The sequence below is a fragment of the Limimaricola sp. genome (assembly GCF_016125575.1).
Lineage (GTDB): Bacteria > Pseudomonadota > Alphaproteobacteria > Rhodobacterales > Rhodobacteraceae > WGLM01.
On the sequence record NZ_WGLM01000002.1, the window covers coordinates 394575 to 419681 of the forward strand.

General features: G+C 67.1%; 18 protein-coding genes and 1 riboswitch. Of the genes, 12 read left to right on the top strand and 6 right to left on the bottom strand.

Features of this window, described 5'->3' with window-relative positions; all coding sequences use genetic code 11:
- Window positions 1-188: 188 nt before the first annotated feature.
- Window positions 189-1466, bottom strand: coding sequence for an MFS transporter (locus GC146_RS03355; protein ID WP_291834315.1), 1278 nt, complete (start codon window positions 1464-1466; stop codon window positions 189-191).
- Window positions 1467-1664: 198 nt separating this feature from the next.
- On the opposite strand from GC146_RS03355, the gene GC146_RS03360 reads away from it, so the two are divergent.
- The gene (locus GC146_RS03360) at window positions 1665-2219 is read left to right on the top strand and encodes a helix-turn-helix domain-containing protein (protein WP_291834317.1); all 555 of its coding nucleotides are present in this window, start codon (window positions 1665-1667) and stop codon (window positions 2217-2219) included.
- Window positions 2220-2225: 6 nt separating this feature from the next.
- Here the strand turns inward: GC146_RS03360 and GC146_RS03365 are convergent, their stop codons facing one another.
- The 4 genes from GC146_RS03365 to GC146_RS03380 all read right to left on the bottom strand — a co-directional run bounded on the left by GC146_RS03365 (window position 2226) and on the right by GC146_RS03380 (window position 7154).
- A complete protein-coding gene (locus GC146_RS03365; RefSeq protein ID WP_291834320.1) occupies window positions 2226-2618 on the bottom strand; it encodes a DUF3775 domain-containing protein in 393 nt (130 codons plus the stop codon).
- A 105-nt stretch (window positions 2619-2723) separates the two neighbouring features.
- Window positions 2724-3155 (bottom strand): glyoxalase superfamily protein, encoded by a 432-nt coding sequence (locus GC146_RS03370; protein WP_291834323.1) that lies wholly within the window; start codon window positions 3153-3155, stop codon window positions 2724-2726.
- Window positions 3152-4522 (bottom strand): MATE family efflux transporter, encoded by a 1371-nt coding sequence (locus tag GC146_RS03375; RefSeq protein ID WP_291834326.1) that lies wholly within the window; start codon window positions 4520-4522, stop codon window positions 3152-3154. Before GC146_RS03375 ends, GC146_RS03370 begins: the two co-directional genes overlap by 4 nt.
- A 205-nt stretch (window positions 4523-4727) precedes the next feature.
- Window positions 4728-7154 carry an FAD-dependent oxidoreductase gene (locus GC146_RS03380; RefSeq protein ID WP_291834329.1) on the bottom strand — a complete coding sequence of 809 codons (2427 nt, stop codon included), beginning with the start codon at window positions 7152-7154 and terminating at the stop codon, window positions 4728-4730.
- A gap of 244 nt (window positions 7155-7398) precedes the next feature.
- Between GC146_RS03380 and GC146_RS03385 the strand changes: the two genes are divergently transcribed.
- From GC146_RS03385 to GC146_RS03435, 11 genes are all read left to right on the top strand, one after another.
- Window positions 7399-9192 carry an ABC transporter transmembrane domain-containing protein gene (locus GC146_RS03385; RefSeq protein ID WP_291834332.1) on the top strand — a complete coding sequence of 598 codons (1794 nt, stop codon included), beginning with the start codon at window positions 7399-7401 and terminating at the stop codon, window positions 9190-9192.
- A gap of 120 nt (window positions 9193-9312) precedes the next feature.
- Window positions 9313-11205 (top strand): acyl-CoA synthetase, encoded by a 1893-nt coding sequence (locus GC146_RS03390; RefSeq protein WP_291834335.1) that lies wholly within the window; start codon window positions 9313-9315, stop codon window positions 11203-11205.
- Window positions 11193-12263 carry a dipeptidase gene (locus tag GC146_RS03395; protein WP_291834338.1) on the top strand — a complete coding sequence of 357 codons (1071 nt, stop codon included), beginning with the start codon at window positions 11193-11195 and terminating at the stop codon, window positions 12261-12263. Before GC146_RS03390 ends, GC146_RS03395 begins: the two co-directional genes overlap by 13 nt.
- An 83-nt stretch (window positions 12264-12346) precedes the next feature.
- Window positions 12347-12432, top strand: a riboswitch (glycine riboswitch).
- 150 nt (window positions 12433-12582) lie between these two features.
- A complete protein-coding gene (gene gcvT / locus GC146_RS03400) occupies window positions 12583-13719 on the top strand; it encodes a glycine cleavage system aminomethyltransferase GcvT (protein WP_291834341.1) in 1137 nt (378 codons plus the stop codon).
- Between the two features lie 18 nt (window positions 13720-13737).
- Window positions 13738-14097 carry a glycine cleavage system protein GcvH gene (gcvH, locus tag GC146_RS03405; RefSeq protein ID WP_291835728.1) on the top strand — a complete coding sequence of 120 codons (360 nt, stop codon included), beginning with the start codon at window positions 13738-13740 and terminating at the stop codon, window positions 14095-14097.
- 96 nt (window positions 14098-14193) lie between these two features.
- A complete protein-coding gene (gene gcvP / locus GC146_RS03410; protein WP_291834344.1) occupies window positions 14194-17043 on the top strand; it encodes an aminomethyl-transferring glycine dehydrogenase in 2850 nt (949 codons plus the stop codon).
- A 24-nt stretch (window positions 17044-17067) separates the two neighbouring features.
- The gene (locus GC146_RS03415) at window positions 17068-18519 is read left to right on the top strand and encodes an aldehyde dehydrogenase family protein (RefSeq protein WP_291834347.1); all 1452 of its coding nucleotides are present in this window, start codon (window positions 17068-17070) and stop codon (window positions 18517-18519) included.
- Entirely contained in the window at window positions 18516-19496 is a 981-nt protein-coding gene (locus GC146_RS03420) for a membrane dipeptidase (RefSeq protein ID WP_291834350.1), read from the top strand. The genes GC146_RS03415 and GC146_RS03420 overlap by 4 nt, the downstream gene beginning before the upstream one ends.
- Entirely contained in the window at window positions 19493-21187 is a 1695-nt protein-coding gene (locus tag GC146_RS03425; protein WP_291834353.1) for a hypothetical protein, read from the top strand. Before GC146_RS03420 ends, GC146_RS03425 begins: the two co-directional genes overlap by 4 nt.
- Entirely contained in the window at window positions 21184-21795 is a 612-nt protein-coding gene (locus GC146_RS03430; protein WP_291834356.1) for a DUF3726 domain-containing protein, read from the top strand. The genes GC146_RS03425 and GC146_RS03430 overlap by 4 nt, the downstream gene beginning before the upstream one ends.
- Before the next feature lie 222 nt (window positions 21796-22017).
- Window positions 22018-23553, top strand: a complete 1536-nt coding sequence (locus GC146_RS03435) for a DegQ family serine endoprotease (RefSeq protein WP_291834359.1) — start codon at window positions 22018-22020, stop codon at window positions 23551-23553.
- Window positions 23554-23607: 54 nt separating this feature from the next.
- On the opposite strand, the gene GC146_RS03440 is transcribed toward GC146_RS03435, so the two are convergent.
- Complete coding sequence (locus GC146_RS03440) at window positions 23608-25074, bottom strand: hypothetical protein (protein WP_291834363.1); 1467 nt, start codon at window positions 25072-25074, stop codon at window positions 23608-23610.
- Window positions 25075-25107: the final 33 nt, after the last annotated feature.

Consider the following 25107-nt stretch of genomic DNA (forward strand, 5'->3'; position numbering starts at 1 on the left):
CGCGCGATAGCGGGTCCGGCAGGCCGATATCGGCGCGCAGGTGATCGGTCAGGTCGCTGGCGGCGGGGCTGCACGCAGGGTGGCGCGGGCCGAACACGACGATCACGCGGATCATCGGCAGCCAGTTGCGGCGGGGGCGGAGTGTTATCGAAGATGTCATGGCAGTCGGGCCTTTTCTTGAAACGGGTCTATTGGGCGGCGAGGGTGGGCGCGGCCAGCGCGCGGCAAATCGGGGCAAGGCAGGGATGCAGCATCGTCCAGGCGGCGAGGGCCGCCACGGCCAGCCCGGACCCGCCCAGCAGCGCGGTCAGGCTTTGCGCCGCCACCGCGCCCGAGACCGCCTGCGAAATCGGCACGAGCCCGATATTGGCCAGCATCAGCATGCTCATGACCCGACCCAGCATCCGGCGCGGCGTGTGGCCCTGCAGCCAGGTGTAAAGCAGGATCGCGAGATAGCCGTTGCCAAGGCCCACCGCCGCCAGCATCGCGGCGTCGCTGGCGATGCTGCGTGAAACGGCCAGCGCAGGCAGCACCGCCGCAAAGCCGAAAAGCAGCGCGATCAGGATCGCCCGCACGGCGCCTGCCCGTGGGCGGGGCAGCACACCGGCGGCGGCCAGGCCCACCAGATTGCCAAGCGAGAAGGCCGACATCAGCAGGCCGAACGCCGTGGCGCCTTGCGGCAGGCGGCCCGCCGCGATCAGAGGGATGCCAACCAGAAGCGGCCCGACCAACAGAAAGTTCACCGCGGCAAGCAGCAGGAACATCATCCGCATCGGGCCGTCGTGCCAGACATGGGCCAGCGCGTCGCGGATCTCGGCCAGAAGGCCGTCGTCGCCTTGAGCGGGCGCCGGGGCCGCGCCGCCCCGGATGAATAGCAGGCAAAGCCCGGACGCCGCGAAACTTGCCGCATCCAGCGCGTAGGCCCAGCCGGTGCCGTCTGCGCCGGCCGCCGCGCCACCCACCAGCAAGCCCGCCAGCGAGGGGCCGACGAAGGCCGCGACCTCGGTCAGGGCCATCTGCACGCCATTGCCGGCGCCCAGTGCCGTTTCGGGCACCAGAAGCGGCAGGATCGCCGTTTCGGCCGGCACCGCAAAGCCCGCAACAGTGCCAAAGGCAAGGCTGAAGCCAAGGATCAGCGGGATGCCGGCCTGTCCGCCCAGCACCGCCGCCGCCATCAGCCCGACCAGCGCAAAGCGCAATGCGTCGGCCAGATACATCATCCGCCGCGGCGAGATGCGATCGGTCACCGCCCCGCCCAGCAGCATGACGCCGGCGCGCGGCAATCCCTCAAGCGCAAGGACCAGCCCAAGAAGCATCGGGTCATGACTGACCTGCAGCACCAGCCATGGTGTCGCGATGAGGGCAAACTGGTCGCCGAGGCGCGACAAGATGCTGGCGGTCAACAGCAGGCGGAAATCACGGTTCCGCGCAAGCTGGCGCAACGGGGTCTTGGCAGGGGTCGTCATGGCTTTCTCCTTCGGTCGAACGGCTGGCCCCGAGTCGTCGGGACGCGGCCTGATTAAGGATGCAAAGAAATCTATGCAAGTATTTATTTGCATAAAAATGTTTGCAACCGCCGCGTGCCTTGATAGAACCAAGGCATGGACAACGAGGGATCAGTCAGAACGAAAGGAAACCGGCGCGATTCCGGGGCACTGAAGGCCTTGGCGCACCCTGATCGGCTGCGCATGCTGGGCATCCTGCGGTTCGATGGTCCCGATACAGCCTCGGGGCTGGCCAAGCGGATGGGGCTGACCTCGGGTGCCACGTCCTATCATCTGCGCCACCTCGCCCGGCACGGCTATATCGACGAGGCGCAGGAGCTTGGCATAGGGCGCGAGAAGTTCTGGCGCGCGTGCGCACAGGCCGGCGGCGACGATCCGGCCCAGATGGACGAAGGGCGCGCGATGGCCGAACTGGAGATGGCGCGCGCGCTGATCGGCCAGCACACCGGCTACATGCAGCAGGCGCTGGCCCAGTTTCCCGGCCTGTCGCCGGACTGGCGCGCGGCCTCGAATGCCAGCGACTACATTCTCAGCATGACCGCGCCAGAGGCCCGCGCGCTCAAGGACAAGCTGACGGCGCTGTTATGGGAAGAGGTACGCAAAAACGCTCCCGCCGACACGAAAGCGCGGGCGGGAACGCGTCAGTTCATGGTGATGCTGCATGCCTTCCCGTTTCCCGGCGCGGCCGAGACCGGGCCGGAGGAAGAAGACTGACCTGCTCTAGTCCAGCCCGTATTCTGTCATCCGGTCCAGCCCTTCGGTCAGGAACTCGCCCACTTCGGGTTGGCCCAGCAGGTAGCGACTGACCGGCCCGTCATGGCGTTCGCGTGCTAGCAGCATCGTTTCGTCCCATTCCTCGGGTTCGGCATCGCCGCGTCCGATCCAGAACAGCGCGACCAGCGCGTCCTTCTGTTCGTCGTTCATGCTTTCGATTTCCTGCGTAATCTCGTCACGACTCAGATCGCCGGGCGATTCCTGCAACTCTGCGGAAACCTCGTCATCGCTGGCATTGCCGCCCGGATCGGAGATGTCGGTGTCTTCGCGGGCCATCACGGCGTCCAGCCGCAATACCAGCTCCTCGATCTCGGAAGTGTCAAAGGGGAGGGCGACCATCGGATTCTCCTGTCTTTTCATGATTGCCAGACTAACGTCGGCGATGGCGAGTGCACTCGGGCTTGTCGGACGGCTCGCCCGGTCGGCTGGAACCTGCCGGGATGGTCAGATCTCGATCTCCAGCTGCGGGCGGCCGTCCGACGTCCGCTCGCGCGAGGCGCCATAAGGGCCAACGGTGCCCGTCACCCGCTTGCGGAAGTTCGAAAAGCTGTCGAACGTCACCACGTCCACCGCCTCGTCAAGGTCCAGCTCCAGCCGGAACCAGCCGGGCCGCACCATTTCGACCGCGCGGACCGTCGCCGCAAAGGGCTGCGACAGATAGTGCCCCTGCACGCGCCCGCCCGGCGTGAACCCCTCGGGCGGCCGGTTGCCGATGGCCGCATGCAGCGAGTTCCAGTCGCGGTAGCCCAGCTGGTGGGCCACCAGCTCCAGCGCCTGCGCATGGCTGATCGTGGTGCCGTTCGCGGCCAGCCCTTCGCGCAGGCGCACGGCCTGTGCCTTGGCCCCGGCGATGGTGGGAAGATCGTTGGCAGTCATCGGGCAAGCCCCTCCACGGGCATGTTGAAGAGTGTTCCGCGCCGATGGGCGCGCACAAGGACAAGGATGGCGACCACGGCCAGCAGTGCCTCGGCCAGCGGCGGCGTCCACCAGACCGCGCCGGGCCCAAAGGCCAGCGGCAGCGCGAGGCTGAGTGGCAGGGCGAAAAGATAGGGCTTGGTCAGGCCCATCAGGGCTGCGCGTGGGGCGTCGCCGACGGCCTGGAAATGGCCCGCCAGCATCAAATGCGGCCCCGACAGCAGGTAGAGCGTGACCATCACCGGCATGATCGCGGCAACCTCCGCCACCACCGCGGGGTCGGTGACAAATATTGCACCGATGCGCGCGGCCTGCGTCATCGCCAGCCCCTCGACCGTGGCGCAGAAGGCCAGGGCCAGGATCAGCGCCAAGCCAAGGCTGGCCCCCGCGCGGGCCTTTTGCCCTGCGCCATGGGCATGGCCGGTGATCGTCTGCATCGCTTGGCTCAGCCCCAGCAGCGGCAGGATGGCAAAGGTCATCACGCGGGTGACGATGCCATAGGCCGTGACCGTGGTGGCGTAATGCGGCGCATGGGCCAGTTGCAAAGCGGCAAGGATTGCCGAGGCGCCAAGCGCCATGCCGATGAAGCTTAGCCCCTGCGGCGCGCCCAGTGCCAGCATTGCCCGCCACTGGCCGGTGCCCGCACCGCGCAGGCCGGGGCGCAGCACCGCGTAGCCGCGGGCGCGAAAGATCAGCACCAGCGCCAGCGCCAGCGCCTGTGCTGCCGCCGTGCCCCAGGCCGCGCCCGCCACGCCCAGCCCGGCCACGGCGATCAGCAGGTAGTCGAAACCGATATTGGCCAGCGTCACCAGCAGGCCCGCGAGGGCCATGAAGCCCACCCGCCCCTCGCTGCGCAGCGCGTCCGATTGCACGGCCAACAGCACAAAGAGCGGCGAGAAGACGACGGTCAGGCCAAGATATGTCGCGGCCAGCGGCGCCAGCGCCGGGTTGGCGCCCGCCGCCAGCGCGATCAGCGGGCGTCCGGCGGCAAGGTAGGCCATTCCCAGCACTGCGGCGGCGGCCAGCGCCAGCACCTGCGCGCCGGCGAATGTGGCCTGGGCTGCGTCATGATTGCCGGCGCCCAGTTGGCGCGCCAGAAGGCTGGCCATGCCGCTGGCCACGATCGTCGCCGTGGCTACGACCAGCATGTAAAGCGGAAAGGCCAGCGTTACCGCGGCCAGCGCCGACGGCCCGGCATAGCGGCCCAGGAACAGGGCATCGGCCACGCTGAGCATGCCGTTGACGGCCATCAGCAGGATGATCGGCAACGCCGTGCGCGCAAATAGCGCGGGCAGGGGGCGGTTCAGGTAAGGATTATCGGCGGACATGATACGGGCACTCCTCGCGGTCGGGTCTCGCAAGGTGGATGGGTTCCGCATTGCCACCCGCGCGAGACGCGCAGAGGGGTCCGTCATCAAAGCATCGTCACAGAACTTCACCATGACCCTTGGCGGGTCCGCGGAAGGCAGGCGTCTGCGGCCGACTGCCCCCTACGCCGCCCGTCGCCCGCCTGTCAAGCCGCTTTGTGCCGATTCAGCCCCGCATCCGCGCGCCCGTGGCGTCGTAAAGCGGCGCGCCGGTCACCTCGGCCGGGCGCATCTGTCCGCCGATCTCGACCAGCAGCCGGGCGCCCGGCGCGGCCCTGTCGGGCGTGACATAGCCCATCGCGACCGAGCGGCCGACATGGTGCGCATAGCCGCCCGAGGTGACATGGCCCACGCAGGTCTCGCCCTGCAGGATCGCCTCGTCGCCCACCACGTCGAGGTCGGTCTCGACGATCATGGTGACCAGCTTCAGCGCCGCGCCCGCCTCGCGTTCGGCCAGCGCGTCCTTCTTGCCGATGAAGTCCTTGGTCCAGTCGATGAAGGCATCCAGTCCGCTCATCGCGGCGGTATAGTCGGGGCGGTATTCCAGCCCCCAGACGCCCCAGCCCTTTTCCAGCCGCAGGCTCATCAGCGCGCGCGCGCCATAAGCGCGCAGGCCGAGATCGGCGCCGGCCGCCTCCAGACCTTCCCACAGGCGCAAAAGGTAAGGCGGTTCGCAATAGATCTCGAAGCCCAGCTCGCCCGAAAAGCTGATCCTGAGCAGCATCACCGGCACGTCGCAGACGACCGTTTGGCGCAGGTCGCGAAAGCGCAGCGCGCCCACGTCCTCGCGCGTCACCCGTGCCAGCAGGTCGCGCGCCCGCGGCCCCGAGATGGCGACGCCCTGCCAGCGGTCCGAGACATTGGCATAGCGCACGCCGTCCGGCGGCAGGTTCTCTTCGAACCAGCGGCGATGCATTTCCTGTGCCGTGCCCGAACCCAGCAGCACGAAACGGTCTTCGGCCAGGCAGCTGACGGTCAGGTCGCCCGCCAGCTTGCCCCTGGGCGACAGCATCGGCGACAGCGCCACGCGCCCCGGCGCGGGGATCCGGCCCGCCAGCATCCGGTCGAGGAAGGCGCGCGCGCCGGGGCCTTCGACGCTGTGCTTGCCGAAATTGGCGATCTCGATCATGCCCACCGCGCCGCGCACGGCGGCCACCTCGCGCGCGACGTAGCCGTGGCTGCGGTTGCGGGCGAATGTCGGCTCTTCATGCGCGTCGGCGGGGCCGTCGGCGAACCACAGCGCGTTTTCCAGCCCGAAGGAAACGCCCATCACCGCGCCCTTGGCGACCAGCCGGTCGTAAAGCGCGGTCGTCTTCTGGCGGCGGCCCTTGGGCAGCGTTTCGTTGGGGAAGGTCATGACGAAACGGCGTTCGTAATTCTCGGCCGACTTGACGGTGCCCCAGTCGGGCGTGGCGAAATCGCCGAAGCGGGCGATGTCCATCGCGCGCACGTCGATCTCGGGTTCGCCCTCGATCATCCATTCGGCCAGGCTCTTGCCCACGCCGCCGCCCTGGCAGAAGCCCGCCATCACGCCGACCGCGGCCCAGTAGTTGCGCAGGCCCGGCACCGGCCCGATCATCGGGTTGCCGTCGGGGCCGAAGGTGAAGGGGCCGTTGACCACCGTCTTGATCCCCGCCTGACTCAGCGTCGGGATCCGCTCGAAGGCCAGTTCCAGCCGGTCTGCCACGCGGTCGAGGTCGGGCGGCAGCAGTTCGTGGCCGAAATCCATCGGCGTGCCGCCGACCTTCCACGGCGTCGATTTGGGCTCGTAGGTGCCCAGCAGCATGCCGTTGCGTTCCTGCCGGAAGTAGATGTTGGCCTCGTAGTCGATGCCGGCGGGCAGGCGCTGGCCGTCCTTCATCCGCTCGACGATCGCGGGAATGTCCTCGGTGATCAGGTAATGATGCTCCATCGGCTGCACCGGCAGGCCAAGGCCCGCCATCCGCCCCGCCTCGCGCGCCCAGAGGCCGGCAGCATTCACCACGTGCTCGGCCCGGATGGTGCCCGCGGGCGTCACCACGTCCCAGTCGCCCTGCGTGGTCTTCCGCGTCTCGATCACCGGGGTATGGGTGAAATACTGTGCCCCATGCACCCGCGCGGCCTTGGCATAGGCATAACAGACGCCCGACGGGTCCACGTCGCCATCCAGCGGATCCCAGAGCGCGGCGATGTAATGGCTGGGGTCGATCAGCGGGTGGCGGCGGGCCACCTCGTCAAGGCTGATGAACTCCTGATCCAGCCCCATATAGCGCGCCTTGGAGCGTTCGCGTTTGAGGTAGTCGTGCCAGACCTCGGTCGAGGCGAGGTAGAAGCCGCCGGTATTGTGCATCCCCACCGAATGGCCCGATGTCGCCTCGATCTCCTTGTAAAGGTTGATAGTATAGCCCTGCAGGCGGCTGATGTTGGGGTCCGAGCTGATCGTGTGGATCTGCCCCGCCGCGTGCCAGCTTGACCCGCTGGTCAACTCGTCGCGCTCCAAGAGCACCACGTCCTTCCAGCCGAACTTGGCAAGGTGAAATAGGATCGAACAGCCCACCACGCCACCGCCGATGATGACGACGCGGGCATGGGCGGGAAGGGTGGTCTGCGACATGGGACACCTCTGCAGGCTGGCGGGCCGGGACGCGGCCGGGTGGGGCGGTTTCGTGGCAAGGGCCCGGTGGACCCTGCCCGCTGGCGGGGCAATACCCCATCGACCATGCATCACGAATGCGGCTCACGCCAAGCCCCGGTGCGGGATCGCTGGCGGACATCCTCACGGGTCTGGGACAACCGGTCGCTTGCCCTCGGCGCAGGTGCGGCCTAAGACGACCGGGAGTTGCAGAGGACCAGACCACATGGCCGAGGCGAACCAACCCTCCCCCGAAGACCGCCCGAAATCCCGCCGCGTCGGCGCACTGATGCAGTTGTGGCCCTTCATGGCGCCCTACAAGCCGATGCTGATCGCGGCCACGCTGGCCCTTGTTTTGACCGCCAGCGTGACGCTTGTTTTGCCATTGGCGGTGCGTCGCGTCGTCGACACGTTCGAGGCGCAAAGCGCGGTGCTGCTGGACCAGTATTTCGGCGCGGCGCTGTTTCTGGCGCTGCTGCTCGCCGTGGGCTCGGCGCTGCGCTACTACCTCGTCACCCGGCTGGGCGAGCGGGTGGTGGCCGATATCCGCAAGGCTACCTTCGAGAAGATGATCGGGATGAGTCCCGCCTTCTTTGAACGCATTATGACGGGCGAGGTGCTTAGCCGCATTACCACCGACACCACGCTGATCCTGTCGGTCATCGGCTCGTCGGTTTCGGTGGCGCTGCGCACCTTGCTGACGCTCTTCGGCGGGCTTGTTCTGATGTTCATCACCTCGGCCAAGCTGGCGGGGCTGGTGCTGCTGCTGGTCCCCGTGGTGATCGTGCCCATCGTCGTGATGGGCCGCCGCCTGCGGCGCCTGAGCCGCGATAACCAGGACTGGATCGCGCAATCCTCGGGCAATGCCTCGGAATCGCTCTTGTCGGTGCAGACCGTGCAGGCCTTTACCCACGAGGCCCTGAGCCGCGTGCGCTTTGACAAGATGACCGAGTCGAGCTTTGCCTCCGCCAAGGCGCGCATCGGCACCCGCTCGATCATGACGGCGATCGTGATGTTCCTTGTCTTCGCGGGCGTGCTGGGCGTGCTCTGGATCGGCGCGCAGGACGTGCGCGCCGGCAACATGAGCGCGGGCGAGCTCGTGCAGTTCGTGATCTACTCGGTCCTTGTCGCCGGCGGTGTCGGTGCGCTGACCGAAATCTGGGGCGAGCTGCAGCGCGCTGCCGGCGCGACCGAGCGTCTGGTCGAACTGCTGCATGCCGAAGACGATGTGGCCGATCCGGCCAGCCCGGTTGCGGCCCCTGCCAGCCGGCGGGGCGAGATCATCTTCGACGACGTGGTATTCCACTATCCCGCGCGCCCCCATGTCGCAGCACTCAACGGTGTCAGCCTTGACGTGCGGCCGGGCGAGACGGTGGCGCTGGTCGGCCCTTCCGGCGCTGGCAAATCGACCATCATCCAGTTGCTTCTGCGCTTTTACGATCCCCGCTCTGGCGCGATCCGCCTTGATGGCGTGGACTTGCGCGCGATGGCGCGGGCGGATTTCCGTCGTCATATCGCCCTTGTCCCGCAGGACCCGGTGATCTGCGCCGACACCGCGCGCGAGAATATCCGGTTTGGCCGTCCCGGCGCCACCGATGCCGAGGTCGAGGCCGCGGCCAAGGCCGCTGCCGCGCATGATTTCCTCGTGGCGCTGCCAGATGGTTATGACAGTTTCGTGGGCGAACGCGGCGTGATGCTGTCGGGCGGCCAGAAACAGCGGATCGCCATTGCCCGCGCGATTCTGCGCGACGCGCCGGTGCTGCTACTCGACGAAGCGACCAGCGCGCTGGACGCGGAAAGCGAACGCGCCGTGCAGCAGGCGGTCGACAAGCTGGCCGAGGGGCGCACCACCCTGATCGTCGCGCACCGTCTTGCCACGGTGAAAAAGGCCGACCGCATCATCGTGCTGCAGGACGGCCAGATCGTGGCGCAGGGCACACACGAGCAACTGGTCGCGGAGGGTGGCCTTTACGCCCGGCTTGCCCGGCTGCAATTCACCGAAGGCCTCGCTGCGGAGTAGCAAACGCGCGGCCACAACGGCGGTTTCGCAGCGTCAGACTTGCGGCGCAGGGGCTTTGTCATCATCTTCCATCAGACGCCGAACCCGCGGAGGAAACGGGAGGCGCAGGGAGGGTAGAGTATGAGTTACGCCGGGATCGCCGACCGCGACGCGATCGAGAACCAGATGCCGTGGTCTGAACGACCGCTGCCAGCCACCACTTACGGCCTGCTGTCAAAGACGGCCTCGAAATATGGTGGCCACAACGCCGTAAGTTTCCAGCTTCTGTCCGATCCCGCCTCGAAGAAGGAAACTCTGCGCTGGCTGCAACTGCAGGAAATGACGGCGCAGACGGCGAACCTGCTGCGCAGCCTTGGTGTGGGTGAAACCGACGTGGTTGCCTGTGTTCTGCCCAACTGCACGGAAACCATCCTGACCTACCTCGGTGGGCAAGTCGCCGGCATCGTCAACCCGATCAACCCGCTGCTCGACGCCGAACAGATCGCCGGCATCCTGCGCGAGACGGGGGCCAAGGTGCTGGTCACGCTCAAGGCGTTCCCCAAGACCGACGTGGCGCAGAAGGCCGCGCGCGCGGTGGAACTTGCGCCCAACGTCACCCACGTGCTGGAGGTGGATCTGGTGCGCTACCTCACCGGCCTCAAGCGGGTGATCGTGCCGCTGATCCGGCCCAAGAACCCCGTCGCCCACAGGGCAAAGGTGCTGGATTTCAACGCCGAGATCGCGCGCCAGCCGAAAAAGCTCGCCTTCGCCGATTCGACCGCCGACCGGGTGGCGGCCTATTTCCATACCGGCGGCACCACCGGCCTGCCGAAGGTGGCGCAGCACCGCTATTCGGGGATCATCTACAACGCCTGGCTGGGTGACGAGCTTCTCTTCACCGAGAAGGACGTGATGATGTGCCCGCTGCCGATGTTCCACGTCTTTGCCGCCATCGTGGTGATGGGCGCCTCGCTGGCCTCGGGCGCGCATGTCGTCTTTCCCACGCCGCAGGGCTACCGGGGCGAGGGGGTGTTCGACAATTTCTGGAAGCTGATCGAACGCTACAAGGCCACCTTCCTCATCACCGTGCCCACCGCGATGGCCGCGCTGATGCAGCGCAAGGTCAATGCCGACATCAGCACGCTGCAAATGGCCTTTTCCGGCTCGGCCCCCTTGCCGGTGGAGCTTTACAAGCGGTTCGAGGCCGCGGCGGGCGTGACCATCTGCGAAGGCTACGGCCTGACCGAGGCGACCTGCCTCGTCTCAATCAACCCGCCCGACGGGGTCAAGAAGATCGGCTCGATCGGCATTCCCTTCCCCTATACCCAGGTCAAGATCATGAACGTGACGACCGGGCAGGAATGCCCGACCGACACCGTGGGCGAGATCTGCATTTCCAACCCCGGCATCTATCAGGGCCGCACCTATACCGACGCCGACAAGAACCGCAGCCTGTTCTACCCCGGCCCCGAGGGTGACCAGCAGTTCCTGCGCACCGGCGACCTGGGCCGGATCGACGAGGACGGCTATGTCTGGATCACCGGCCGAGCGAAGGACCTGATCATTCGCGGCGGCCACAACATCGACCCCGCCGAGATCGAGGAGGCGCTGGCCGGCCATCCCGCCATCGCCTTCGCCGGCGCCATCGGCCAGCCCGATGCCTATGCCGGCGAGGTGCCCTGCGCCTATGTCGAGTTGATCGACGGGGCCGAGGTCAGCGATGCCGAACTGATGGCCTTTGCCAAGGATCACATCGCCGAACGCGCGGCCCATCCCAAGCACCTTGAGATCCTGCCGGAACTGCCCAAGACGGCCGTCGGCAAGATCTTCAAGCCCGACCTGCGCAAGCGCGCGATCACCCGCATCTACAACCAGGCGCTGGAAGGCGCGGGCCTGCCCGCGCAGGTGGTCGAGGTCGTGGAGGACAAGAAACGCGGACTGGTCGCGCATCTGGCCAAGACCGGCGAAGTTGGCGATGACGCGGTCGCGCAGGTGCTGGGCGTATTCACGCAAGGCTGGGAGTGGCGGCCGTGATCCCTGTCTTCGACGGCCATAACGATTTCCTGCTGCGGCTGTTCCTCAACGCGGGCGACCGCGCCGCGATCTGGGATGGCAGCCGCGGCGGCGGCCACCTCGACCTGCCGCGGATGAAGACGGGCGGGTTCGCGGGCGGCTTCTTCGCCATCTTCCTGCCGCCCGCCGCCGAGACCGGCAATGCCGCCGATTTCGACCGCATGATGGCCAATCCGCCCTATGACCTGCCGCTGCCCCCGGCGCTGGACCTTGCCGCCGCGCAGCCGATGGCGCTGGCAATGGCGGGCCACCTGATGTGGATGGAGCGCGCCAGCGGCGGCGCGTTCCGCGTCTGCCGCAGCGCGGCCGAGGTGCAGGCGGCCATGGCCGAGGGCGTGATCGCCGGCATCATGCACATGGAAGGGGCCGAGGCGATCGGGACCGATCTCGATGCGCTGCACGTCTGGCACGCGGCGGGCCTGCGCTCGATTGGCCCGGTCTGGAGCCGACCCACCGCCTTCGGCCACGGCGTGCCGTTCCGCTACCCCTCCAGCCCCGATACCGGGCCGGGCCTGACCGAGGCGGGCAAAGCGCTGGTGCGCGAATGCGATGCGCTGGGCATCATGATCGACCTGTCGCACCTTAACGAGAAGGGGTTCGACGATGTCGCGCGGATCAGCGGCAAGCCGCTGGTCGCGACCCATTCCAACGCCCATGCCGTCACGCCCTCGGCCCGCAACCTGACCGACCGGCAGCTGGACGCGATCCGCGACAGTGGCGGCATGGTGGGGCTGAACTTCGCCGCCGCCTTCCTGCGGCCCGATGGCCGGCGCGACCCCGATGTCGGCTGGGATCCGGTCCTGCGCCATCTCGACCACCTCGTCGCGCGGCTGGGCGAGGATCATGTCGGCCTCGGATCGGACTTCGACGGGGCAGTGGTGCCCGCGCCCATCGGCGATGTCACCGGCCTTCCCGCGCTGCTTGGCGCGATGCGGGCGCATGGCTACGACGAGGCGCTGATCGCAAAGATCGCGCACCGAAACTGGCTGGCCCTGCTGGGGCGCAGCTGGGGCGCATAGGCCGCCCGGCCGTGCCCTGATGGGCGGGGTGCGCGGCCATGAAGATTGCGCTTGCCGCCGCACCGGCGCTTGCCCTACCAAGAGCGGGCACGGCGGGAGAACTGGTCATCCAGTGCCGAAGGAGCAACCGCCCCGGTAATCTCTCAGGCGCAAGGACCGCCGTGTCGACAGGAACTCTGGAGAGTGGCGTGCGCGCCCGCCGAAGGGATAACGATCTCAGGCTCCCGGACCGGCCGGGAACGGACAGAGGGGGCATCGTGACGCGGGCGCGGCCCGCAGCGATGCCGGTTGCGCCATGCATCCCGGCGGGGAGATTGGGATGACGGACGACGACCTGCTTCAAACGCCGCTGAATGCGCTGCACGCCGAACTGGGCGCGCGCATGGTGCCTTTCGCGGGCTACGCGATGCCGGTGCAATACCCGATGGGCGTGTTGCAGGAACACCTGTGGACGCGGGCCAAGGCGGGGCTGTTCGACGTCTCGCACATGGGCCAGGTGCTGCTGCGCCCCCGCTCGGGCGATGTCGCCGATGCCGCGCGCGCGCTCGAGGCGCTGGTGCCAGTGGACCTGATGTCGCTTGCGCCGGGGCGGCAACGCTATGCGCTGTTCACCAACGCGGCGGGCGGGATCGAAGACGACCTGATGGTCGTCAACCGCGGGGATGACCTGTTCGTGGTGGTCAACGCCGCCTGCAAGGCCGCCGACATCGCCCACATGCAACAACACCTGTCAGAGGCGTGCGACGTGGTCGCGCTGCCCGAACGGGCGCTGCTGGCGCTGCAAGGCCCCGCGGCCGAGGCGGTGCTGGAGGCGCTGGTGCCGGGCGTGGCGGGGATGCGGTTCATGGACGTGGGCGTGTTCGAGGGCAGCCACGGCGCGCTGTGGATCTCGCGCTCGGGCTATACCGGCGAGGATGGGTTCGAGATCTCGGCCCTGGCCGCGCAGGCCGAGGCCCTGGCCCGGGCGCTGCTGGCGCATCCCGATGTCGCCCCGATCGGCCTTGGCGCGCGCGACAGCCTGCGGCTGGAGGCGGGGCTGTGCCTTTACGGCGCCGATCTCGATGCCACGACCTCGCCGGTTGAGGCGTCGCTGACCTGGGCCCTGCAGAAGGCCCGCCGCCCCGGCGGCGCCCGCGCGGGCGGCTATCCGGGCGCCGACAGGATCGGGCGGGAACTGGCCGAGGGGCCGGCGCGGCTGCGCGTGGGCCTTCTGCCCGAGGGCCGCGCGCCGATGCGGGCGGGCACCGCGCTTTTCGCGGTCGAGGCCGGGGGCAGCGCCATTGGCCATGTCACCTCCGGCGGCTTTGGCCCCTCTCTCAACCGGCCTGTCGCGATGGGCTATGTCGCCGCGGACGACGCCGCGCCAGGCACTCCACTCTGGGGCGAGGTGCGGGGCAAGCGCCTGCCCGTGGCCGTCGTGCCGATGCCGTTTCAACCCACCACCTACAAACGCTGATCCACCGGAGGCAACATGCTGAAATTCACCGAGGAACATGAATGGCTGCGGGTCGAGGGCGACACCGTCGTCGTCGGCATCACCGAACATGCCGCGACGCAACTGGGCGACATCGTCTTCGTCGATCTGCCCGAGGAAGGCACGGAGGTGACCAAGGACGACGAGGTCGTCACGATCGAAAGCGTCAAGGCCGCCTCGGACATTCTGGCGCCGATGGATGGCACCATCGTCGAGGTCAACGACGTGCTGGCCGACAATCCCGCCCTCGTCAACGAGGACCCGCTGGGTGACGGCTGGTTCTTCAAGATGGAGATCGAGGACAAGGCGGCGCTGGACGAGTTGATGGATGAGGAAGCCTACCTGAAATACATCGGCTGAGGGCGGTCGCCCTCGGGCGGGCCCGAGGGCGATGCCTCCGGCGGGAGTATTTCGGGCAAGATGAAAGGGCCCGACCGGCCCGCAAGGAGAGGCGCGATGCCGTTCACACCGACCGAATACCTGCCCTATGATTTCGCCAATCGCCGCCATATCGGCCCTTCGCCTGCCGAGATGGCCGAGATGCTGAAGGTCATCGGCGCCGAGAGCCTTGATGCGCTGATCGACGCCACGGTGCCCGAAAGCATCCGCCAAGCCGACCCGCTGGATTTCGGCAAGCCGAAATCCGAGGGCGAACTGCTGAACCTGATGGAGCGGGTGGCGGGCCGCAACAAGGTGCTGACCAGCCTGATCGGGCAGGGGTTCTACGGCACCGTCACCCCGCCCGCGATCCAGCGCAACATCCTCGAAAACCCGGCCTGGTACACCGCCTACACGCCCTACCAGCCCGAGATCAGCCAGGGCCGGCTGGAGGCGCTGCTGAACTACCAGACGATGATCTGTGACCTGACCGGGCTGGAGATTGCCAATGCCAGCCTGCTCGACGAGGCGACGGCCTGCGCCGAGGCGATGACGATGGCCGAGCGGGTGGCCAAATCGAAGGCGTGCGCCTTCTTCGTCGATCATCACTGCCACCCGCAGAACATCGCCGTGATGCAGACCCGCGCCGCACCGCTGGGGATCGAGGTGATCGTCGGCGACCCGGCCGAGATGGAGCCGGAGAAGGTCTTCGGCGCGATCTTCCAGTACCCGGGCACCTACGGCCATCTGCACGACTTCACCGCGCCGATCGCCGCGCTGCATGCGGCCGGCGCCATCGCGGTGATGGCGGCCGATCCGCTGGCGCTGACGCTGCTGAAGGAACCGGGCGCGATGGGCGCCGACATCGCCGTTGGTTCGACCCAGCGGTTCGGCGTGCCGCTGGGCTATGGCGGGCCGCATGCCGCCTATTTCGCCTGCAAGGACGCCTATAAGCGCGCGATGCCGGGCCGCATCGTGGGCGTCAGCATCGACAGTCACGGGCATCAGGCCTTCCGGCTGTCGCTTCAGACGCGCGAACAGCATATCCGGCGCGAGAAGGCCACGTCGAACGTCTGCACCGCGCAGGCGCTGCTGGCGGTGATGGCCTCGATGTATGCCGTGTTCCACGGGCCTGTCGGCCTGAAGGCCATTGCCCAGCGCATCCACCGCAAGACGGTACGGTTGGCCCGCGGGCTGGAGGCGGCGGGGTTCACCGTGGAACCGGACGCCTTCTTCGACACGATCACCGTCGATGTCGGCCCCCTGCAGGGCGCGGTGATGCAACTGGCCGTCGAAAACGGCATCAACCTGCGCAAGGTGGGCAGCACAAGGGTGGGCATCAGCCTGGACGAGCGGACGCGCCGTTCGACCATCGAGGCGGTCTGGCGCGCCTTCGGCATCGACCGCAAGGACGACGACCTGACCCATCGCTACCGCATCCCCGAGGCGCTGAACCGCGAGAGCGATTACCTGACCCACCCGATCTTCCACATGAACCGGGCCGAGACCGAGATGATGCGCTACATGCGCCGCCTGTCGGACCGCGACTTGGCGCTGGACCGCGCGATGATCCCGCTGGGCTCCTGCACGATGAAGCTGAACGCGGCGGCCGAGATGATGCCGCTGACATGGCCCGCCTTCTCGATGATCCATCCCTTCGTGCCTCTGGATCAGGCGGGGGGCTATCAGGACATGATCGCGGACCTGTCGGCAAAGCTCTGCACGATCACCGGCTATGACGCCATCTCGATGCAGCCCAACTCGGGTGCGCAGGGCGAATATGCGGGCCTGCTGACCATCATGGCCTGGCACAAGTCGCGCGGCGACACGCAGCGCCGGGTCTGCCTGATCCCGGTCTCGGCCCACGGCACCAACCCCGCCAGCGCGCAGATGGCAGGGATGGACGTCGTGGTGGTGGGGCTGGCCGATGACGGCGACATCGACCTGGCCGAGTTTCGCGCCAAGGCCGCCGCCGCGGGCGACAGGCTGGCCGCCTGCATGATCACTTATCCCAGCACGCATGGTGTCTTCGAGGAAACGGTGCGCGAGGTCTGCGCGATCACGCATGAATTTGGCGGGCAGGTCTATATCGACGGGGCCAACATGAACGCCATGGTCGGCCTGTCGAAACCGGCCGAGATCGGCGGCGATGTGAGCCACCTCAACCTGCACAAGACCTTCGCCATTCCGCATGGCGGCGGCGGCCCCGGCATGGGGCCGATCGGGGTGAAGGCGCACCTAGTGCCGCACCTGCCGGGCCACCCCGAAACCGGCGGCGCCGAGGGGCCGGTTTCCGCGGCACCCTGGGGCTCGGCCTCGATCCTGCTGATCTCTTGGGCCTATATCCAGATGATGGGCGGGGCCGGGCTGACGCAGGCCACCAAGGTGGCGATCCTGAACGCCAATTACATCGCGCGGCGGCTGGAGGGCGCGTTCGACGTGCTGTTCAAGGGGCGCACGGGGCATGTGGCGCATGAATGCATCCTTGATACCCGCCCCTTTGCCGAAACTGCGGGCGTCACCGTGGACGACATCGCCAAGCGCCTGATCGACAACGGCTTTCACGCGCCGACGATGAGCTGGCCGGTGGCCGGCACGCTGATGGTTGAGCCCACAGAATCCGAGACAAAGGCCGAGCTGGACCGGTTCTGCGACGCGATGCTCGATATCCGGCGCGAGATCGGGCGGGTGGAAGCGGGCGACTGGCCGCGCGACAACAACCCGCTGAAGAACGCGCCGCATACGGTCGAGGATCTGGTCAGCGACTGGGACCGTCCCTACAGCCGCGAAGAGGCGTGCTTTCCCAAGGGGTCTTTCCGGGTGGACAAGTACTGGGCGCCGGTCAACCGGGTGGACAATGTCTATGGTGACCGTCACCTTGTCTGCATCTGCCCGCCGCTGGAAAGCTATGCGGAGGCAGCCGAATAACGACGAGCCGGACCGGAGGACATGATGACCAGGCACGAGCGCAACTATATCGCCGGGGACTGGCTGGACGGGGACGAGCCCATCGCCAACATCAACCCTTCCGACACGTCCGACATCATCGGCCATTATGCACAGGCGACGTCGGCGCAACTGGATGATGCGCTGGAGGCAGCGCGGCAGGCCCAGAAGGCATGGGCGGCCACCGGGCTGGAGCGGCGGCAATCGGTGCTGATGGCCATTGGCAACGAGCTGATGGAACGGGCGGCCGAACTGGGCGAGCTACTGAGCCGCGAAGAGGGCAAACCGTTGGTCGAGGGCAAGGGCGAGGTCTTCCGCGCCGGCCAGTTCTTTACCTACTACGCCGCCGAGGTGCTACGGCAGTTGGGCGAGAACGCCGATTCGGTCCGCGCCGGTGTTGAAGTGGATGTCCGACGCGAGCCGGTGGGCGTGGTGGCCATCATCAGCCCGTGGAACTTCCCCACCGCCACGGCCAGCTGGAAGATCGCCCCGGCGCTGGCCTTCGGCAATGCTGTGCTGTGGAAACCGGCGAACCTGACGCCGGCCAGCGCCGTTGCGCTGACCGAGATCATCAGCCGGCAGGACATTCCCAAGGGCCTTTTCAACCTTGTCATGGGGACCGGTCACGCGGTGGGCCAGCGCCTTGTCGAAAGCCGCGCCATCAATGCGATCAGCTTCACCGGTTCGGTTCCAGTGGGTCGCGGCATCGCTGCTGCCGCCGCGCCGAACTTTACCAAGGTGCAGCTTGAGATGGGGTCGAAGAACGCGATGGTCGTGATGGATGACGCCGATCTTGACCTGGCCGTTGCGCATTCGCTGAACGGGGCCTTCGGGGGCACGGGGCAGAAATGCACCGCCTCGTCGCGACTGGTGGTGCATGAAAAGGTGCATGACGCCTTCGTCGAGCGGCTGGTGGCCAGCGCGCGCGACCTGCGGGTGGGCCACGCCCTGCACGAATCGACGCAGATCGGCCCGGTCGCCAGCGCGGGCCAGTTGGCCGAGAACCTCGACTGGGTGGAAAAGGGCCGGGCCGAGGGCGCGGAACTGGCCTGCGGTGGCGAAAGGCTCAACCGCGATACCGAAGGCTATTACATGGCGCCGGGCGTTTTCGTGAACACCACCAACGCGATGCAGATCAACCGTGAGGAAATGTTCGCGCCGCTGGCCGCCGTCATCAAGGTGGGAAGCTATGGCGAGGCGCTTTCGGTGGTCAACGACACGCGCTTTGGCCTGACTTCGGGCATCATGACGCGCAGCCTCGCCCGCGCGTCGCATTTCCGCCGCAACGCCGCCACCGGCTGCGTCATGGTTAACCTGCCGACAGCCGGCACCGATTACCACGTTCCCTTCGGCGGGCGCGGCGAAAGTTCTTATGGCCCGCGCGAACAGGGGCGCTGGGCGGTCGATTTCTATACCACGGTCAAGACGACCTATTCTTTCGCAGGCAGCCCGGAATGAACTTTCGCATCGACAACCTGCAATACGCCAACTGGTCGGAGAAGATCTTCCGCCAGATGCGGGCAGGGGGCCTCGATGCCGTTCATGTCACCATCGCCTACCACGAAACCTTCCGCGAGACGGTGCTGCAACTGGAGGCGTGGAACCGCTGGTTCGAACGTTTCCCCGACCTGATCTTTCAGGGCTTCACCGCCGCTGACGTGGCCCATGCCAAGGACACCGGGCGCACGGCCATCTTCATGGGATTTCAGAACCCAAGCCCGATCGAGGACGATATCGGGCTTGTCGAGGTCTGGCACCGGTTAGGCGTGCGCTTCATGCAACTGACCTACAACAACCAGTCGCTGCTGGCGACGGGCTGTTACGAAGATCACGACACTGGCCTCACGCGGATGGGCAAACAGGTGGTGGCAGAGATGAACCGTGTCGGCATGGTCATCGACATGAGCCATTCCGCCGAACGTTCCACGCTGGAGGCGATCGAGCATTCGAGCCGGCCGATCGCCATTACCCATGCCAATCCGCATGTCTGGGCGCCCGCCCTGCGCAACAAGTCCGATACGGTGATCCGCGCGCTTGGCAAAAGCGGCGGGATGCTGGGCTTCTCGCTTTACCCCCATCACCTGAAGGGCAAATCTGCCTGCACCTTGCAGGATTTCTGCGAGATGGTCGCGCGCACCGCCGAGATGATGGGGCCCGAGCATGTTGGCATCGGCTCGGACCTTTGCCAGGATCAGCCTGACAGCGTGGTCGAATGGATGCGCACCGGCCGCTGGACCAAGCAGGTGGATTATGGCGAGGGGTCTGCCGCAGCGCCCGGTTTTCCGCCGATGCCCAGCTGGTTCCGCGACAACCGTGATTTTCCCAATCTTGAAAAAGGGTTGCGCGCGACGGGGCTGAACCCCAAGGAAATCGCCGGCATCATGGGCAACAACTGGGCGCGTTTCTACGAGGTCAGTTTCGGAGGCCAGGCATGACCGATCCCGCAGCGCAGACTGCACCTGACATTGTCCCGCGTCCACCCGCACAGGTGATGCGGCTGGCCCGGCTGGGCGCGTTCCACCAGCATCGCCTGTCCTTCCTGCGCATCCTGCTGCGCCGCGCCAAGGCCGAAAGCTGGCGCTATGATCGCCGGGTGTTCGACGTCGATGCGCGCGGCGTGGGCCACGCGGTGCTGAGCATGCACACGCCCAAACATGTCTATAGCCTTGTCGCCTTTGCCCATGATCTGCCGCCTGAGATGCGCTCGGACCGGGTGATCGCGACCGCATGGGACGCCACCTTCGCCTTGTTCGACGGCCTCCCGACCGAGGCTGAAATTGCCGACCTGCGCGCCAACATCCCGCTGCAGGAAGCCGGGCGCGTCGGGCCCAAGGTGCTGTCGGTCAGTCGCGCCAACCGTTCCGTGCGGCTTTGGGATTACGTGGTGGGGTGCCTTGCCGCCGGACATCAGCCCGACGCTGAGCGGATCGAGGAGGTGGGCTACCTGATGCGCACCACGGCCGTTTATGGCTCGGGCAAGCTGGGTGCCGCGGACCGCGAGGCGACTGCCGACCGCCCCGAGTTTCAGCCGCCTTTCCAGATCGAGATGCTGGCGGTCTGGCTGATCCGCACCTTCGTGATGGACCTTGTCGAACATATGGCGCGGGCGACATCGCCGCAGGCCGTCCCGCTTGATCCCGCGTTGCGCCGCCGCTTCGGCATCGGCAATTCCACCGGCCTTGGCATGGCGCCCTACCTCATCAATCACCCTGTCCTGCTCAACAACTGGATCGGTGTGCGCGAAGAGGCGCTGGCCCGCGTCCGCCGGGTGCAAACCGCCACGCCCGAGGCCGCGGCGACCTTCCGCAGCCTTGTCGCCCGAGCCCGGCTGAATGTCGATCTCTGGCGGTCCGCGCATCCGCTGCAACTGGAGAAACTGGCCGAACTGCGCGCCGATCTCGACCGGCTGCTTGCCCATCTCGACACCGCCGACCTCGTTCATGACGATCCGTGGGACCGCCTCTGGCGGTGGGCCGAAGAGGCGCTGGGGCTGGAGGGGCAAGAGGCCGTGGTCTCGCTCCTGCTCGAACCTTATGGCGATCTGGTCGACGGGATGGATTGCTGCATGGCCGCTGACGAGGCCGCGGCCTTTCGCATCGACGCCACGATGAGCGTTGGCCGCCTCGCCGCGATCCTGCGCGATACCTACGGCTGGGCCCTTGCGATCGACTGGGACGCACCACCGGCGCAGGCCCGTGCCTGGTACACCTCGGCCGAAAAGCTGGAACCGCGGCTGGGGGAACGCTGGGCCGAACCTGTCGGCGACTACGAACAGCCGCTTTCGCCCGGGCGCGACGCCGCGCGGCTGGCCGCGACGCTTGCCGACTGGTCGGAGGCCGCGAAGGTGGCCGAGGTGCTGCTGCGTCATCCCGAACACCGCCACATCATCCGCCGTGCGCAGATCGCCGCGCGCCACCCCTATGCCGAGATCCGCGACAACACGATCGGCGCCGAGGTGCTGCCGATCGACCTGCTCCGCGCGAAACTGGCCTTCTTCGGCGCGCAGCATTTCGATCCGCGCTCGGACCGTTGGGTGCGTATCAGCCTCTATCCCGGCGCGCCTTTCCCCGACGAACTGGCCAGCGCCGATCCCGACGACTGGACCTACCCGACGCTACCGGCATGAGCTGGTCGCTCAACGAGGTAGAGGCGCTGGCGCGCAAGGCAGCGCGCGGTGCGGGCCTTAGCTGGGGGCTGGCCGAAGAGGCCGGGCGGGCGACACGTTGGCTCATCGCTCATGGCCTGCCGGGCGCCGAGGTCCTTTCGGCCGCGCTGACCCGCCTCGACGGCCTGCCGCACGACGCGGTGGCCCCACTGGATGGCTGGCAGGCGCGCGACGTGCTTTGCCCGATCACGACAGGTGCCGCACTGGCAGACCTTGGCGCGGCCGGAGGGGGCGATTTGCGGTTGGGCCCCGTCGCGGGGCCCCTGCTGCTGCTGCCGTTCATTGCGCCCCATGTCGTGACGCTGTCGTGGGATGGCGTGCGGCTGGGCATGCGCGATGAGGCGGTGATCCTTGGCGGTGCCCCCGATGGCGTGCGCGCGGCGATCGCCCAAAGCGTTCGGATCGAGACCGGACCGGCCGAAGGTCGTGCGCTGCCATTGCAAGACCGCGCAGAACTGGATGCCGAGACGGTCAGCCGTCTCGATGCCTTCGCGCAGCGCACCTATGCTCCCGCGACCGAGGCAAGCCGCATTGCCGGGGCCGGCGCGGGACTGGCCGATAACGACTAGGCCAGCACGCGCCGCGCGGCTCTTTTCACGGCGGCCCGCACGGCGACGCACATTGGCGTGACAAGCGTTACACCCCCCCTCACCTCGGCGATGTCCTGCCCATATCAAGAGGCAACGGCGCCCCGGTCCCAAGGCGAGACAGGATCGGCGCGCGCCGGCCGAGGTTGCGCGTGCACCGCGCGTCCTCATTCCAAGGGAACCCGTCTCGCTGGACAAAACGACATGACACCCACATCTCCACTTCGCCGCGCACGGTCGCTTCTCATGGCCAGTGCGGCCGCGCTGGCCATTGGCTCTGTCGCGGTGCCCTTTCCCTCGGCCCTGCAGGCCCAGACGGCCAATGCGCCTGCCAGCCTCGTGACCCCCGACGGGTCATTTGCCGAGATCGTCAAACTGGCCAAACCCGCCGTGGTCACGGTGACCACCCAACTGACCGCGCAGCCCGCCTTCAGCGCGCCCGCGCCCGGAATGCCGGGGCAGGGGCCGCAAGGACAGGGCCAGATCCCCTTTGACCAGTTCTTCCAGCATTTCTTTGGGCCGGGCGGACCGGGCCAGATGGCACCGGGCCCCCAGCGCGGCCAACCTGACGCGGCACTTGGCTCGGGCTTCATCATCCGGGCTGACGGCTACATCGTCACCAACAACCACGTCATCGACCATGCATCCAAGATTACCGTCACGCTTGACGATGGCACGGATTATCCGGCCAAACTGGTCGGCACCGATCCCAAGACCGACATCGCGGTCCTGAAGATCGACGCCACTGGCCTTCCCACCGTGCAGTGGGGCGACAGCAACGCGATCGAGGTCGGCGACCAGGTCGTGGCCATCGGTAACCCGTTCGGCATTGGCACGACGGTGACACGCGGCATCGTCTCTGCTCGTGGTCGCGACCTGCACAATGGCCCCTATGACGACTTTCTGCAGGTCGACGCCGCGATCAACCACGGCAACTCTGGCGGGCCGCTGATCAACGTGGCGGGCCAGGTGGTGGGGATCGACAGCGCGATCTACTCACCCAATGACGGCAGTGTCGGCGTGGGCTTTGCCATTCCCTCGGATCAGGCCCGGGCCATCGTCACGGGGCTGATCGACAAGGGCAAGATCGACCGCGGCTATCTTGGCGTGCAGATCCAGAACGTGACGTCTGACATTGCCAATGCGCTCAGCCTGCCGGATTCGCACGGTGCGCTGGTGGCGCAGGTCAACCCCGACACACCGGCCGCCAAAGCCGGGCTGGAGGCGGGTGACGTCGTGATCAGCCTCAATGGCGTCAAGATCACCGACAGCCGTGACCTGTCGCGCAGCGTTGCGGCCATCCCGCCGGGCCAATCCTCGACCTTCGGGATCTGGCGCAACGGGGCTGAAAAGGACATCACGGTCACGCTTGCCTCGCTGCCCGCGACCCCGGCAGCACCCGACCTCAACTCCCAGCAGCCCGATACCAACGGGACTGCGGTGCCAAGCCTCGGGCTCAACCTTACGCAGTTGACGCCGGATATTCGCCAGCAGCTGGGCCTGCCAGATACCGAAACCGGACTGGTCATCATGGGCATCGACAGCAACTCGCCGCTGACCGATGTCGGGCTGAAGCCGGGCGATGTGATCGTATCGGTCAACACCCACCCGGTGATGACGCTGGACGCGCTCGACAAGGAGCTCAAGACGGCCGCCGACGACGGCAAGCACTCGGTGCTGCTGATGATCGACCGTCAGGGCAAGCAGATGTTCGTGGGCGTGCCGGTCGGCAAGGTCTGACCCTCGGCCACGACGAAAGGATCAGGGGCCGTCCGCAGGGGCGGCCCCTTTTCTTTATTCCCCGAACGACAGCGGCGCCGCGCCTGTCAGCAGGTCCAGCGTGGTGCGCGCCACGGCATCTGCATTGGCCTCGACATCGTAGCCGTCGACCATGTTGAAATAGACCTCTTCGATGATGCCTTCATGCGCGCGGGCCATCAGTGCACCCGCGGCCTGCTCCAGCGCGGCATGGTCGATCTCCATCGCCGCGATCGCCTCGAAATCGAGGCCCGGCGCGTAGCGCACCACGCCCGGCAGCGACCCGTACCACGCCTGCCCGAACACCATCGCCGGCCGGCCCTTGCGAATGGCCTCCCATCCGGCGGTGCCGGTGACGGTCGCGGTAAAGCGCGCGTTCGCGGCCAGTGCGGCGGTATTGGCGTAAGAGGGCATGAACTGCACCGCCGGGATCCGGGCCAGCCGGTGAAAGAACATCGGCCCGCGCGCATAGGCGCCCTGGCGGGGGTTTTCCTTGACATAGATCTTCCAGCCTTCGGGCAGGTCGCGCGCCAGGGCCTCGATCATCAGCGCCTGGTCACGGTAGATGCCGCCCAGCGATGACGTGGACATCTCGGGCTGGTTGTGGAGCGGCACGTAGACAAAAGGCAAGGACAGGTCAATTTCCGTGCCCTCGAACTCGGCCAGGTGTTCGAAATAGGCAAGTTCGTTGACGTGGAAGAATTGCGCGAAGGGGTCGCGCCAGTCCGGGAAACTGCGGTAGATCGCGTTCATTCGCCGCACCGTGCGGGCGATGAAGGCCGGGTTCAGCAGCTTGGCGGGATCCTTGCGCGCCATGTACTGCACCAGCTGGCCCACGCCGCGAGCGGTCAGCTTTCCGGGCTTTCCGGGCTTCTGCCAGCTGTCCTTCATGTAGAAAAGGTCGGGCGCCGAACCCTTCTCGATCGGATAGGGCGGCGCGTCGCTGCCGGACAGGTCGAAATGCCCGTAATCCTCGATCCGGCTCATCGAGAAATAGCGGTTGGGAAAGATCGTCTGGCACAGCACGATGGTGCGGATGCCCAGCGATTGCGCGACCTGGTACATCACCATGTCATAGGTCAGGTGCGGGACGTTGTAGAACAGGACGTGTGTCACGCCCTCGTCCAGCATCCGCTGCGCGAAGGCATCCGAGAGGATGTGGAAATAATCGAGGTAATCCTGCAGGTTCTGGATGTTGTGCGACCGGTAGCGATAGGCCGGGGCCGAGCGGTGCATCTGGTCCACCGCGGTTTCCAGCGAGGCGGCGAATTGCGGCGAGGCGATCAGCGCCATGTTCGCCCCGGTCTGGTGCTGGCCCTCCATGAAGGCCCCGCGCCGGCCGCGGCGCACCTCCATCCGGCTGAGCGAGGGCGCGTGCCAGTCTGCATCACGATCGCCCATGTGAATCGCCAGCTCGACCTTGCCCTCCGACAGCGCCAGCATCCGCTCCATGAAGCGTTTGCGGTGCGTGCCACGGGCATCGCAAAGCAGGCGGATCGTCATTCTTTGGCACCCTCAGACAGGACCGCCCGGCCT

Bases quoted from the DNA above. Each gene is read 5' to 3' on its own strand.
- GC146_RS03355 (WP_291834315.1), bottom strand. From the start codon at position 1,466: ATGACGACCCCTGCCAAGACCCCGTTGCGCCAGCTTGCGCGGAACCGT.
- GC146_RS03415 (WP_291834347.1), top strand. From the start codon at position 17,068: ATGACCAGGCACGAGCGCAACTATATCGCCGGGGACTGGCTGGACGGG.
- GC146_RS03370 (WP_291834323.1), bottom strand. From the start codon at position 3,155: ATGACTGCCAACGATCTTCCCACCATCGCCGGGGCCAAGGCACAGGCC.
- GC146_RS03365 (WP_291834320.1), bottom strand. From the start codon at position 2,618: ATGGTCGCCCTCCCCTTTGACACTTCCGAGATCGAGGAGCTGGTATTG.
- gcvP (WP_291834344.1), top strand. From the start codon at position 14,194: ATGCCGTTCACACCGACCGAATACCTGCCCTATGATTTCGCCAATCGC.
- GC146_RS03425 (WP_291834353.1), top strand. From the start codon at position 19,493: ATGACCGATCCCGCAGCGCAGACTGCACCTGACATTGTCCCGCGTCCA.
- GC146_RS03390 (WP_291834335.1), top strand. From the start codon at position 9,313: ATGAGTTACGCCGGGATCGCCGACCGCGACGCGATCGAGAACCAGATG.
- GC146_RS03440 (WP_291834363.1), bottom strand. From the start codon at position 25,074: ATGACGATCCGCCTGCTTTGCGATGCCCGTGGCACGCACCGCAAACGC.
- GC146_RS03420 (WP_291834350.1), top strand. From the start codon at position 18,516: ATGAACTTTCGCATCGACAACCTGCAATACGCCAACTGGTCGGAGAAG.
- gcvT (WP_291834341.1), top strand. From the start codon at position 12,583: ATGACGGACGACGACCTGCTTCAAACGCCGCTGAATGCGCTGCACGCC.
- GC146_RS03385 (WP_291834332.1), top strand. From the start codon at position 7,399: ATGGCCGAGGCGAACCAACCCTCCCCCGAAGACCGCCCGAAATCCCGC.
- GC146_RS03435 (WP_291834359.1), top strand. From the start codon at position 22,018: ATGACACCCACATCTCCACTTCGCCGCGCACGGTCGCTTCTCATGGCC.
- GC146_RS03430 (WP_291834356.1), top strand. From the start codon at position 21,184: ATGAGCTGGTCGCTCAACGAGGTAGAGGCGCTGGCGCGCAAGGCAGCG.
- GC146_RS03380 (WP_291834329.1), bottom strand. From the start codon at position 7,154: ATGTCGCAGACCACCCTTCCCGCCCATGCCCGCGTCGTCATCATCGGC.
- GC146_RS03375 (WP_291834326.1), bottom strand. From the start codon at position 4,522: ATGTCCGCCGATAATCCTTACCTGAACCGCCCCCTGCCCGCGCTATTT.